The following is a 13,095-nucleotide window of genomic DNA, read 5'->3' as shown; positions in this document are numbered from 1 at the left end:
GGCCCCCTAGCGGACCCAGACCTCCACCCGCCGGTTTACCTGGCGCCCCCAGGCGCTGTCGTCGCAGGCCATCGGCAGGGCCTCGCCAAAGGCTCGGGCGCTGATCTGCACCCGGTCCAGGTCAGCCGTTTCGGCCGCGTCCTCGACCGCTGTGCGCACGGCCTCGGCCCGTCGCCGCGCGATGTCCAGATTGGCCGCCGCCGGTCCCACCCCGTCCGAGAAGCCGACAAAGACAAGCTCACGTCCGTCATGGTTCCCGGCCTCCAGCGCGCGGGCCAGGGCCAGGACGTTAGAGCGGGACTGCGCGTCCAGCTTCGTCGATCCGGTTTCGAACCGGAAGGTGGTCGTCAGGCGTTGCATCGGCCCAAGCGTAGCCACCATGTCCTGCAGGGCCGCCAGCCCTTCTTCGCCCTCTGCGACGGCGATGGCATTGGCCAGGCGGTTGCCCTGCAGATCCAACGCAACTTCCTCGGGGGCCTGGTCGATGAAACCGGCCTTGCGGATCGTGATCTGGGCCGACGACCCGTGCGAATAGGCCAGGAAATCGCGCGCCAGCTTGGGCAGGCGCCGCGCGGGGATATACAGGAACATCGGCGCCGTCAGCGGATAGTCCTCGGTCTTGATGCTGCGCCGCGCCGCCCGCAGGGTAAAGCCGCAGGCCCCGGCCAGCACCAGCGGCCGGGTCACGCCCGTCTCGGCATAGCTGGCCAATCCCAACCCGAAGGGATCGACCGCCACCGCGCGGACAAGCGCGGTGTTGCTGTCGTGGCGTCGTGCGCCGTCAACCAGTTCCAGGCGTGCGGGGCGCAACAGGCGGTCCTGCAAGCCCTGCACCATGCCAGAGCCTTCGCCCCGCAGGTGCAGCGTGATCGGCGCATCCGGGCCGCCCAGATCGGACCAGTTGGTGATCCGACCCGATAGCACATCGACCAGTTGCGCGATCGACAACCGGTCAACCGGATTGCGCGGCGACACGATCGGCACCGCCGCATCCAGCGCCAGCACGCGAGAGCGGTTGGGCGCCGTCAGGTCCCCCAGTCCCGCCGCGCGGGCGCGGGCCGCTTCCTCGGGGCGGATTTCGCGCAGGGCCATGACGATATCGGCCTCGTCCGCCAGCAGGTCGGCAAAGCCGTTGTCGGTGTTGGTGACGCGAAAGGTGAACCGGCCAAGGACACGCCCGCCCGGTTTGCGCAGGGCATAGACGGTCCCGCTGGACGTTCCGATACGCTCTGCCTGCAACCCGCTGCGGGCGGCAAAACCCTCGACCAGGGCAGGCATCAGCCCGTGGCCGACACTGGCAGAGCCGGAAATCGTCACTTCCGCGACATAGTCGGTCAGGGAAGGGCAGCCGACGCCGGTGCAGGTCACGCCCGAGCCGTCGACGGTCAACTCGCCAAAACGCGTTTCGATCCGGTAGAACTCGCCGTCGAACCCCAGCAGGTTGCCGGACAAGGCGATGCTGCCATCCCGCGATTTCAGCGTGATGTCCTGTGCCAGGGCGCAACCGGCCTGAATGAAAAGGAAAAGTGCGGCGAATACCGCCGCACGACTGATCGACATGAAGTCCCCGTTACCCGCCTGTCATCTGGCGGCGATAGTCATGTCTTCGACAAGGTTTTTCAACACCAGAAGGTCGCCCAGGACCTCGCAAGAGGGCATCTGCAGCGTCAGGTCGCGGGCGCGAAGATCGCCGCCTTGGCGGATGTCCAGCGTCTGGGCCTCGACCTGGGTTTCGCAATTGCCTGCGGTCACTTCGGCCTCGACCGACAGCAGGATCTCACCGCCGCGCCTGGCGGTGCCGGCGGGGAATGAATAGACCTCGGCAAACAGGGCTTCGGGTATGTCAGCGCTCCCCAAGCGGGACAGGAAACCGCCTTCTCCCTTGGCGGCGGCGGTCAGGTTGCCGGCATGGGCGGCCCAGATGTGGCCATCGGTGAAATAGCCGGCATCGAATTCTCTCGCATGCAATTGCAGCCCGGCGTCGCCTTTCCATTGGACGACGACGCGATCATAGAACGGCAGAGAGCTCACGTCGGTTGTGGCCAGCGCGGCCTCGCCGTTGGCAAAGCTGGCGATAAAGACGGCTTGCTCGGCCAGGGCGGGCACAGACACGGAGAGCGATCCGTCTGGCTGTATCACGTCGGTGAACATCATGCCCTGATGGTGGATCGTCACCCGTTCGCTGGCGCGACAAGGAGCGATCAGCTCGACGTCGACAAGCGCGCCCGCGATGGGGGTCGCGCTCATCGTGATGTCGCAGGAAAACCCGGCCGCCACTGACGCCTCGGGGAGGTCAGCCTCGGGCAGGTCCCCCTCTGCGGCGGCCTTGATCACCACCGGGGCCTCGGGCAGGTGCGCCTCGGGCGGCCTGTCGGCGGGGATCATGGGCAGGGCAAGGGCCGCTGACGTCTGCTTGATCTCCGAGATTTCCAGCCTGGTATCAGCCGCCTTGCCGCCCTGTTGTGGCAGGGAAAAGCCGTATTGCATCACGTAGCCGGTCCCAAGCGCGCAAACCAGGGTTACGCCGCCGAGGAGATAGCTGGAAAGCCGGACCATGATGAAGACTCCTGTCCCTTGTTCTCAGTCTTTAACATGAGGGGCAAACATGGCGCGCATTGGGCACGCAGGCGGAGTCATTGAGGCGTAAATCGGGCGGGCGGCCCGCCGGGGGCCGCCGCGCGGGGTCAGCTGAACCGACCGTGGCAGTGCTTGAACTTCTTTCCCGACCCGCAGGGGCAGGGATCGTTGCGACCGGGGTTCCCCCAGGTTTCGGGGTTGTTCTCGTCAAAGCCCTCGGCCACGGCCTCGGGGGCCGGCGCATCGCCTGCCGGCACGGCGGCAGAGGGCGCCGGGGCCGCGCTTGCGGCGGCGCGGTCCATCTGGCGCTGCATCTCTTCCTGCTGGCGGCGCATTTCGGCGATCATCGCCTGCTGTTCCTCTTCGGACATCGGGCGCACCTTGCTGAGCTGCTCGGTCACCGTCTCGCGCAGGCCGTCCAGCATGTTCTGGAACAGCTGGAAGGATTCGTTCTTGTACTCGTTCAGCGGGTCACGTTGCGCATACCCGCGGAAGCCCACGACCGACCGCAGGTGTTCCAGCGTCAGCAGGTGTTCGCGCCACTTGCCGTCGATGGTCTGCAGCAGCACCTGCTTTTCGATTTGGCGCATGGTGTCCGGGCCAAAGGCCTCGGTCTTCTCCGCCATCATCTCGTCGCTGGCTTCTTCCAGACGCTCGCGGATCACCTCCTGGTCGACGCCGTCTTCCTCGGCCCAGCCGATGATGGGCAGGTCCATGCCCAGCTTTTCCAGCACGGCGGCGTAAAGCCCCTGCGTGTTCCACTGGTCGGCATAGGCCTTGGGCGGGGCATAGGCATCCACCAGTTCCTCGATCACCTCGTGACGCATGTCCGAGGTGATCTCGCTGACGTCCTGCGATTCCATGATCTCGCGCCGCTGGCTGAAGATGACCTTCCGCTGGTCGTTCATCACGTCGTCGAACTTCAACAGCTGCTTGCGGATGTCGAAGTTGCGCCCCTCGACCTTGGCCTGCGCGCGCTCCAACGACTTGTTCACCCAGGGGTGAACGATGGCCTCGCCTTCCTTCATGCCCAGGCCCGACAGCACCTTTTCCAGCCGTTCCGAGCCGAAGATGCGCATCAGGTCATCTTCGAGGCTGAGGAAGAAGGAGGAGCGCCCCGGGTCGCCCTGACGGCCCGAACGGCCGCGCAGCTGGTTGTCGATGCGGCGCGATTCGTGGCGTTCGGTGGCCAGAACGAACAGGCCGCCCGCCTCCTTGACCGCCTGTTCGTCGGCCTCGTGCTGGGCCGCGATCTCGGCGCGGATCTCGTCGGGGTGGCGGTCGGGATTGGCGGCGATGGCTTCCATGATCTGGAATTCCACGTTGCCGCCCAGCTTGATGTCGGTGCCGCGGCCCGCCATGTTCGTGGCGATGGTGATCGCGCCCAGCTTGCCCGCGTCGGCGACGATCTGTGCCTCCTGCTCGTGCTGGCGCGCGTTCAGGACGTTGTGCTTCAGCCCCGCCTGCGTCAGCATCTGGCTCAGCATCTCGGATTTCTCGATCGAGGTGGTGCCGACGAGGACCGGCTGGCCCTTTTCATGGGCTTTCTTGATCTCTTCGACGATGGCTGCGTATTTCTCGGCGCCGGTGCGATAGACGGCGTCGTCCTCGTCGATCCTTGCAATCGGCAGGTTGGTCGGCACCTCGACCACGCCCAGACCGTAGATCTGGCTGAATTCCTCGGCCTCGGTGGCCGCCGTCCCGGTCATGCCCGACAGCTTCTCGTACAGGCGGAAATAGTTCTGGAAGGTCACGCTGGCCAGCGTCACGTTCTCGGGCTGGATGTCGCAGCCTTCCTTGGCCTCGATCGCCTGGTGCAGACCGTCCGACAGGCGGCGGCCGGCCATCATCCGGCCGGTGAACTCGTCGATCAGAACGACCTCGCCGTCGCGGACGATGTAATCCTTGTCCTTGGTGAACAGCTTGTGCGCCCGGATCGCCTGGTTGACGTGATGCACAACGGTGGTGCTTTCCGGGTCATAGAGGCTCTGGCCCTCCTCAAGCAGGTCATGTGCCTGAAGCATCTGCTCTAGGTACTCGTTGCCCTCGTCGGTAAAGGTGACGTTCCGGGTCTTTTCATCGACGGTATAGTGATCCTCGGCCAGCTCCGGGATCAGCTTGTCGATGGACAGGTACAGCTCGGACCGGTCGTCGGATGGCCCCGAGATGATCAGCGGCGTGCGCGCCTCGTCGATCAGGATCGAGTCGACCTCGTCGACGACAGCAAAGTAGTGGTCGCGCTGGAACATCTGGTCCAGCTCGGACTTCATGTTGTCGCGCAGATAGTCGAAGCCCAGCTCGTTGTTTGTCGCGTAGGTGATGTCGCAGGCATAGGCCTGTTTCTTCTCCTCGTCCGGCTGGCGCGGGTAGACGACGCCGGTCGTCAGACCCAGCGCGCCGTAGACGTTGCTCATCCACTCGGCGTCCCGCTTGGCGAGATAGTCGTTGACGGTGACGATATGCACGCCCTTGCCGGTCAGGGCGTTCAGGTAGGCGGGGAAGGTTGCGACCAATGTCTTGCCCTCGCCGGTCTTCATCTCGGCGATGTTGCCCTGATGCAGAAAGATCCCGCCCATCAGCTGCACGTCGAAGGCGCGCAGGCCCAGGGCGCGCTTGGCGGCTTCGCGGCAGTTGGCAAAGGCCTCCGGCAGCAGCGAGTCCAGGCTTTCGCCCTTTTCGATGCGCTCCTTGAACTCTTCGCTCTTGGCGATCAGACCGGCATCGTCGAGTTTCTCGAACTCCGGTTCCAGCGCGTTGATCTTTTCCACCAGCGGACGTGTGGCCTTGATCTTACGGTCATTCGGCGTGCCGAACACCTTGCGCGCGATTTTTCCCAGCATGGTCTGATGTACCTGTTTCCAGCGTCAAGTGCGGCATCTGCTTGCCCGCCTCGCACATGAGCCATATGACGGAACGAAAAGACCGGCCTCGCAGAGCCTTTCGGGCATGTAAGGGGACGGCTGTAGAGTGTCAACGCCGCCCAGGGACGCGGCACCGAATCAAGAGGAAGAACCGATGTCGAAAACCCTCATGAAACTCTCGGCTGCGGCGGTCGCCCTGACCCTTGCCTTGCCGGCCCTCGCGCAGGACGCCGAGGCCGACAAGCCGGCCGAGATCACCATCGACACCGTCGTCGCCACCGTCAACGGCAAGGACATCACCTTTGGCCACATGCTGATGGCGCGCGTCGGGCTGCCCGAGCAGTTCCAGCAGGCGCCGACCGACCAGCTCTGGGAAGGGCTGCTGGAACGGCTGATCCAGTACGAGACCATGGCCCAGTCCGACAAGAGCGAGGAAACCCACCGGGTCAAGCTGGCGCTGGACAACGAAGAGCGCGAGCTGCTGGCCGCCGAGGCGATGCGGGCCGTGGCCGAAGGTTCGGTGACCGAAGAGGCCGTCGAGGCCGCCTACAAGGCCGATTACGTCGATGCCGACCTGGGGGTCGAATACAATGCCTCGCACATCCTGGTCGAGACCGAGGAAAAGGCCAAGGAACTGATCCAGGAACTGGCCGACGGCGCCGATTTCGCGGAACTGGCGCGCGCCAACTCCACCGGTCCGACTGGTCCCAACGGCGGCTCGCTGGGCTGGTTCGGCAAGGGCCGGATGCTCAAGGCCTTCGAAGACGCGGTCGCCGCGATGGAGCCGGGCGCCGTCTCCGACCCGGTGCAGACGCGCTATGGCTGGCATGTCATCACCCTGAACGAGACCCGGACGATGGATGCCCCGCCGCTGGAACAGGTTCGCCCCGCGATCGAGCAGAAGCTCAAGCAGGACGCGGTCCAGGCCTATATCGAGGAACAGACCGAGGCCGGTGAGGTGACGCGGCTCGATTTCACGGACATCGACACGTCGATCCTGAACAACTTCGACCTGCTGGGGGACTGACCCGATGCCTCCCCGGTCTCCGCTTGCTCCCGCAGACTTTCCCGCGCTCCCGGTCATCGGGGGCGCAAGGTTCGCTATCGCCGAGGCCGGGGTGCGCTACACGGGGCGCCCGGACGTGATGCTGGCACTGCTCGATCCGGGCAGCGTCGTGGCCGGGGTGTTCACCCGCTCGGCCACGCGGTCGGCCAACGTGCTGGACTGCCAGGCCAAGATCGGCGCCGACAGCGCCGAAGGCGCGGCCATCATCGTCAACTCGGGCAATTCCAACGCCTTTACCGGCAAGGCCGGTGAAGGCTCCGTCTCGGCCATCTGCGAGGCAGTGGCGGCGCAAACCGGCCTGCCGGCATCGCGTGTCTTCACCTCCTCGACCGGGGTGATCGGCGAACGCCTGCCGCATGACCGCATCACCGCCAAGCTGGACGAACTGCACGGCGCCCTCTCGCCCGCGGGGCTGGCAGATGCCGCCCGTGCCATCATGACCACCGACACCTTTCCCAAGGCGGCGACGGCGGAAATCGACGTCGATGGCAAACCGGTGCGAATCGCCGGGATCGCCAAGGGCTCGGGCATGATCGCGCCCGACATGGCGACCATGCTGGTGTACATCTTCACCGACGCGCGCATCGGCCGCGCCGATTTGCAGGGACTGGTGTCGGAACTCAACGCCAAGACCTTCAACAACATCACCGTGGACAGCGACACCTCGACCTCGGACACGCTGCTGATGGCGGCGACCGGTGCGTCCGGCGTCGACGTGACCTGGAACGCCGACTTCACCCAGGCGCTGTACAACGTGATGCTGGACCTGGCGCACCAGGTCGTGCGCGACGGCGAGGGGGCGACGAAATTCGTCACCGTGCATGTCTCCGGCGCGGCCTCGGATGCCGATGCCCGGACCCATGCGCTGGCGATCGCCAACTCGCCGCTGGTCAAGACCGCCCTTGCCGGAGAGGACCCGAACTGGGGCCGCATCGTCATGGCCGTTGGCAAGAGCGGCGCCGCGGCCGACCGGGACAAGCTGTCGATCCGCTTTGGCGACACCCTTGTCGCCAGCGAGGGCTGGGTCGCCGAAAGCTACCGCGAGGAGGATGGCGCCACCTATTTCAAGGGGCAGGAAATCGACATCAACGTCGATATCGGACTTGGCGCCGGACAGGCCACCGTCTGGACTTGCGACCTGACCCACGGCTACATCCAGATCAACGCGGACTACCGGTCCTGACCATTCCGTTGCGGCCCCTGTTTCTTCTCTCCATAAATACTCCGGGGAGCGCGAGGGGCTGGCCCCTCGCTCCCTCCCTCGCCAGCCAGAGCAGGTTTCCATGAAGATCATTCTCGTTTCCGCCGTCGCCCTGATCGACGCCGACGGCCGCGTCCTCCTTGCCCAGCGGCCCGAGGGCAAGAGCATGGCCGGCCTCTGGGAATTCCCGGGCGGCAAGGTCGAAACGGGGGAAACGCCCGAGGCCGCACTGATTCGCGAGTTGCACGAGGAACTGGGGATCGAGACCTGGTCCAGCTGTCTCGCACCCCTGACCTTTGCCTCGCATGGCTACGATGATTTCCACCTGCTGATGCCGCTGTTTGCCTGCCGCAAGTGGGGCGGGATTCCGCAGTCGAAAGAGGGGCAGGCGCTGAAATGGGTGCGCAAGCAAGAGTTGCGCGACTACCCCATGCCGCCGGCCGATATTCCCTTGATCCCGATTCTGAGGGATTGGCTTTAGGCAAGCCTCGTTGACCTTTTCCCCATCTCTTTGTGGCGGGCAATTGCCGGTTGCCTGCGATTTCCGCGCCGGTGCCTGTTTTTCGGGCTAAGTATCGCGAAACATAGACAAAGGGACTATGGCATTGTTGCCGCGACCGTTGTAATTTGCCCACAACTCAAACAACCGGAGGTGCGTCATGCTCAAGACAATCGTTATCGGAAGTTGTGTTTCGGTTCAGGGCCTCGTGGAAAAGACATTCCCCGATGGCCGCATATCGGTGCGCGTCGGCAACAACCTGTTCGTCGGCAAACCTGCCTGAAAGGTCCTCCGGGTGCCTTCACCCGGGTCGTAGTCAGTTCGCGGGGGCAGAGGGCGACTCGGCCCCTTTTTTCATGCGCATCGCTTCGATCTCACAGGCCATGTCCTCCGAGAGATCGGACAGCGCTGCCGCCTCCAGGCCGCGCTGCGCCTCGATCCGCAGGGCCGTCAGGTTGGCCTGATAGCGGCGGGCCAGCCGCGCTGTATCCGCATCCTCCGGCAGTTCTCCGGCCGCTTTCGCGGCGTCGAAGATCGCCCGGAACTCGCCTGTCATCTTGTCGAGGTAGTGACGTGACTGCACGGCCAGCGCGGCCTCGCCCTCTGTTGCGTCCAGCATCGTGCGGACCACCATGCAGGCGCGCCGCTTGGGATCGTCCGCCTCTGCCTTGGCAAACGAGCGAAGGAACTCTGCCAAAGCGGTCAGAGGCGATGCATGGGCCGTCTGCAGGTCCGCAAGGGTCTGCCTGTTGCGCTGGTAGTAGCGATCAAGCGCCAGCAGGAACAGGGCCTCCTTGCTCTTGAACGCGGCGTAGATGCTGCCGGGCTTCATCTGCAGGGCAGCCTCCAGGTCCTTCAGGGACGTGGCGTGATAGCCCTTTTTCCAGAACAGGGTCAGCGCCGCATCAAGGGCGGTATCGCGATCATATGGCCGTGCTCGTGTCATGGGCGACACATATAGGCGGTCCTGCTCCCTTTGTCCTGCGTTTGTCATGCTCGCTCACGTTTGAGTGAACACTCAAAACCAGCATTGAGTGATCGCTCAAGACAACTATGTTCCCTGCACAGACGGCACATCAAGCCAACCCAAAGGAGACAAAGATGACCGAATTCACCCTGCACGACGAAACCTCCGCACCCGAAGAGTCCAAGCCCCTGCTGGAAAACTCCAAGGCTGCCTTCGGCCGTCTGCCCGGCCTGCATCGGGTGATGGCGGAATCGCCGGCCTTGCTGGAGGGCTACCAGACCCTGCACCGGCTGTTTCAGAACAGCAGCTTTGACAAGGATGAACTGACCGTCGTCTGGCAGGCGATCAACGTCGAGAACGAATGCCACTACTGCGTCCCCGCCCACACTGGCATCGCCAAGCAGATGGGCGTCGACGACGAGATCACCAACGCCCTGCGCGACGAAACGCCCTTGCCCACGGCCAAACTGGAAGCGCTGCGGACCTTCACCCTGAAACTGGTGCGCCAGAACGGTTTCGTGGCGGACGAGGACGTGCAAGCCTTCCTTGATGCCGGCTACACCCACCAGAACATCCTGGATGTGATCCTGGGCTACAGCCAGAAGATCATGTCGAACTACACCAACCACCTCGCCCGGACGCCGGTCGACAAGGTGTTCGAAAAGTTCGCCTGGTCCAAGACCGACAAGGCGGCCTGAAACGGGCCAAGCCTCACAAGGCGACCAACGAAAAAGGCCGGCGAATTTCGCCGGCCTTTCCATGTGGTGCTATCAGCGGGATCAGTCCAGCGACCGTTCGATCTCCTGGCGTTCGAAGATCTCGATCACGTCGCCCGGACGGATGTCGTCGTAGTTCTCGAAGGCCATGCCGCATTCCTGGCCGGACTGCACCTCGGCAACCTCGTCCTTGAAACGCTTGAGCGTTTTCAGCGTACCTTCGTGGATCACCACGTCGTCGCGCAGCAGGCGCACGCCGGCGGAGCGGCGGGCAATGCCCTCGGTGACGAGACAGCCAGCCACCTTGCCGACGTTCGACACCTTGAAGACTTCCTTGATCTCGGCATACCCGATGAAGTTCTCGCGGATCTCGTTCGACAGCAGGCCCGAGGCCGCCGCCTTCACGTCGTCCACGAGGTCGTAGATCACCGAGTAATAGCGGATCTCGACGCCCTTCTGGTTGGCCGCGTTGCGGGCGGGCGCATTGGCCCGCACGTTGAAGCCGATCACCGGACAGCCGGAGGCCTCTGCAAGGCCCACGTCGGTTTCGGTGATGGCCCCCACGCCATAGTGGATGACCCGTACGCGGACCTCGTCGTTGCCGACCTTCTCCAGCGCCTGAACGATGGCCTCGGAAGAGCCCTGCACGTCCGCCTTGACGATGACCGGCAGCTCGCTGACGTTCTCGTCTTCCTTGGCCTTCTGCAGCAGCTGGTCCAGCGTGGTGGCGGCACCTGCCGCGGCACGCTTTTCCTTGGCCAGGTTGGCACGGTACTCGGCGATTTCACGCGCCTGCGCCTCGGTCTCGGTGACGTTCAGAACGTCGCCGGCCTCGGGTGTGCCGTTCAGGCCCAGCACCTCGACAGGCACCGAGGGACCGGCTTCCTTGACGCGGTCGCCCTTGTCGTTGATCAGTGCGCGGACCTTGCCGTACTGCTCGCCGACGACAAAGACATCGCCCTGGCGCAGGGTGCCGCGCTGAACCAGCACGGTCGCCACGGGGCCACGGCCCACGTCCAGCTGCGCCTCGATCACGGCACCTTCGGCGGCCCGGTTCGGGTTCGCCTTCAGTTCCAGGATCTCGGCCTGCAGCGCGATGGCTTCCAGCAGTTCATCCAGGCCCTGGCCGGTATGGGCCGAGACCTCGACGTCCTGCACGTCACCGGACAGCTCCTCGACGATCACCTCGTGCTGCAACAGATCGGTGCGCACCTTGGTGGGGTTGGCCGACGGCTTGTCGATCTTGTTGATCGCCACGATCATCGGCACCTGCGCCGCCTTGGCGTGGTTGATGGCCTCGACGGTCTGCGGCATCACCGCGTCATCCGCGGCAACCACCAGCACGACGATATCGGTCACCTGTGCCCCGCGCGAGCGCATCGAGGTAAAGGCCGCGTGGCCCGGCGTATCGAGGAAGCTCAGCACAGCACCGCTGTCGGTCGTCACCTGGTAGGCGCCGATGTGCTGCGTGATGCCGCCCGCTTCGCCGGCCGTCACCTTGGCATCCCGGATCGCGTCCAGAAGCGAGGTCTTGCCGTGGTCGACGTGACCCATGATCGTGATGACCGGGGGACGCGGGTGCAGGTCTTCGGGCTTGTCCTCGACCTCCTTGATGACGTCCTCGACGTCGGCGTCCGACACACGCTGCACGCGGTGGCCGAATTCCTCGATGATCAATTCCGCGGTATCGGCGTCGATCGACTGGTTCTGGGTCGCCATGATGCCGTTGTTCATCAGCGACTTGACCACATCGCCCACGCGTTCGGCCATGCGGTTGGCCAGTTCGGCCACCGTGATCGCCTCGGGCAGCTTGACGTCGCGCGTCACCTTTTCGCGTGCCTGCTGGCCGCCCATCGCCTTCTGGCGTGCGCGTTCCTGTTTCCGCTTCATCGCGGCCAGGGATTTCTGCCGGCCACCTTCGCCGCCCGACAGGGCCTGGTTCAGGGTCAGCTTGCCCGAACGGCGTCCGCCGTCGCCACGGCCACGTCCACCACGACCGCTCTTCTGGTCGTCGCGGTCGGGGGTCCGGCGCGGGGCCTCGTCCTTCTTGGGCTTGGCGCGGGCCTGTTCGTCGGCCTTGGGCGCAGGCTGGGCGGCGGCAGCGGCTGCGGCCTTGGCCGCGTCCTCCGCCTCGCGCTTCTTGCGCTCTTCTTCCTCGGCCTTGCGCTTCAGCGCTTCTTCGGCTTCGCGCTGTTCGCGCTCTTTCTGTTCCTTTTCGGCGCGGAGGCGCTCGCGCTCTTCGGCGCGGGCCTTTTCCTCGGCCTCGCGCTTGGCGGCTTCCTCGGCCTCGCGTGCCTTGGCGGCTTGCAGCGCCTTCAGGCGGCGCTCCATCTCTGCGTCCGAGATGCCGGCCGGGCGCTTGCCACCCGAACCGCCGACCTGGCCGCCCTTGCCGCCACCCGCGCCGCTACCGGCGCCGGGCTTCGGGACGACGACCCGCTTACGCTTGGTCTCCACCACGACGTTCTTTGTGCGTCCGTGGCTGAAGCTCTGCTTCACACTGCCCGAACGGGCCCCGCCGCCACGCACGCCCAATGTCTTTTTGCCGTCGTTATCGCTCATAAAGCTTCTTCATCCTTTCCGGTGGCCCCTGCCACCGCGATCCGCGTCTGACGTGACGCGTACACCCTTCAAGCGCTGGGCTTCCTCTACAATACGCGGCACGAGTCCGCCAGAGCCAAGCGCGGCATGTATCACAGTTTGTCGGCCAAAGGCCATGCCCAGTTCATCTGCCGTCAGCCAGCCGATGTAATCGCCGCCATACGGCGTCGACAGTTTCGACTTGCCCCGACCCGAGCCGTCCTCCGCCTGGATCAGCACCGAGGCCTCTTCCATCTGCAACCAGGACTTGACCTTCTCGTAGCCCGAGATGGCCTGTCCCGACTTCCGCGCCAGCGAGATCAGGTCGATGACCCGCTTCGCCAGCATCTGTTCGATCAGATCGGACAGCCCGTCGGGGAGTTTCACGGGCTGTTTCATTGCCCGTGAGAAAAGCCCCTTTGCGGCTGCCTTGTCGATCGCCGCCCGGTTGGCCGATATATATACGCCTCGTCCGGGCAATTTACCAGCCAGATCCGGAACCATCCGTCCGTCCGGGCCCAGAACGAACCGGATCAGCCCGTCGCGGGGCTGCACATCGCCGGTGGCGATGCACTTCCGCTCTGGTCCGTCGTCGTGCGTCTTGGCCCGTCCGCCTCTCGTCATGCCG

Annotated in this window: 11 protein-coding genes; 5 read left to right on the top strand and 6 right to left on the bottom strand. The window is 64.8% G+C overall.

Translation table 11 applies throughout. The features are described from left to right. Positions 1-6: 6 nt before the first annotated feature. The 3 genes from RBB42_RS01715 to secA all read right to left on the bottom strand — a co-directional run bounded on the left by RBB42_RS01715 (position 7) and on the right by secA (position 5,417). Positions 7-1,560, bottom strand: coding sequence for a substrate-binding domain-containing protein (locus tag RBB42_RS01715; RefSeq protein WP_305967914.1), 1,554 nt, complete (start codon positions 1,558-1,560; stop codon positions 7-9). Positions 1,561-1,581: 21 nt separating this feature from the next. Next, the gene (locus RBB42_RS01710; RefSeq protein ID WP_305967915.1) at positions 1,582-2,556 is read right to left on the bottom strand and encodes a translocase; all 975 of its coding nucleotides are present in this window, start codon (positions 2,554-2,556) and stop codon (positions 1,582-1,584) included. Between the two features lie 128 nt (positions 2,557-2,684). Next, on the bottom strand, positions 2,685-5,417 hold the full coding sequence (gene secA, locus RBB42_RS01705) for a preprotein translocase subunit SecA (protein ID WP_305967916.1): 2,733 nt from the start codon (positions 5,415-5,417) through the stop codon (positions 2,685-2,687). 175 nt (positions 5,418-5,592) lie between these two features. On the opposite strand from secA, the gene RBB42_RS01700 reads away from it, so the two are divergent. The 4 genes from RBB42_RS01700 (at position 5,593) to RBB42_RS01685 (ending at position 8,487) form a co-directional block, all read left to right on the top strand. Then, positions 5,593-6,465, top strand: a complete 873-nt coding sequence (locus tag RBB42_RS01700; RefSeq protein WP_305967917.1) for a peptidylprolyl isomerase — start codon at positions 5,593-5,595, stop codon at positions 6,463-6,465. Positions 6,466-6,469: 4 nt separating this feature from the next. Next, a complete protein-coding gene (argJ, locus tag RBB42_RS01695; protein ID WP_305967918.1) occupies positions 6,470-7,687 on the top strand; it encodes a bifunctional glutamate N-acetyltransferase/amino-acid acetyltransferase ArgJ in 1,218 nt (405 codons plus the stop codon). Positions 7,688-7,787: 100 nt separating this feature from the next. Beyond that, positions 7,788-8,186 (top strand): 8-oxo-dGTP diphosphatase MutT, encoded by a 399-nt coding sequence (gene mutT, locus RBB42_RS01690; protein WP_305967919.1) that lies wholly within the window; start codon positions 7,788-7,790, stop codon positions 8,184-8,186. A gap of 178 nt (positions 8,187-8,364) precedes the next feature. Continuing rightward, complete coding sequence (locus tag RBB42_RS01685) at positions 8,365-8,487, top strand: hypothetical protein (protein ID WP_305967920.1); 123 nt, start codon at positions 8,365-8,367, stop codon at positions 8,485-8,487. Positions 8,488-8,520: 33 nt separating this feature from the next. Here the strand turns inward: RBB42_RS01685 and RBB42_RS01680 are convergent, their stop codons facing one another. Continuing rightward, entirely contained in the window at positions 8,521-9,150 is a 630-nt protein-coding gene (locus RBB42_RS01680; RefSeq protein WP_305967921.1) for a TetR/AcrR family transcriptional regulator, read from the bottom strand. A 155-nt stretch (positions 9,151-9,305) separates the two neighbouring features. On the opposite strand from RBB42_RS01680, the gene RBB42_RS01675 reads away from it, so the two are divergent. Next, on the top strand, positions 9,306-9,869 hold the full coding sequence (locus RBB42_RS01675) for a carboxymuconolactone decarboxylase family protein (protein WP_305967922.1): 564 nt from the start codon (positions 9,306-9,308) through the stop codon (positions 9,867-9,869). Between the two features lie 81 nt (positions 9,870-9,950). Here the strand turns inward: RBB42_RS01675 and infB are convergent, their stop codons facing one another. Beyond that, complete coding sequence (gene infB, locus RBB42_RS01670; RefSeq protein WP_305967923.1) at positions 9,951-12,449, bottom strand: translation initiation factor IF-2; 2,499 nt, start codon at positions 12,447-12,449, stop codon at positions 9,951-9,953. 9 nt (positions 12,450-12,458) lie between these two features. Further along, positions 12,459-13,091: an RNA-binding protein gene (locus tag RBB42_RS01665; protein ID WP_305967924.1), complete on the bottom strand. Its 633-nt coding sequence runs from the start codon at positions 13,089-13,091 to the stop codon at positions 12,459-12,461. Between the last annotated feature and the right edge of the window lie 4 nt (positions 13,092-13,095).

Source organism: Mameliella sp. MMSF_3455, assembly GCF_030733205.1.
In the GTDB taxonomy this organism is placed as follows: Bacteria; Pseudomonadota; Alphaproteobacteria; order Rhodobacterales; family Rhodobacteraceae; genus Antarctobacter.
The sequence above is the reverse complement of the archived record's forward strand: the minus strand, read 5'-3'. Positions and strand labels throughout refer to the sequence as shown.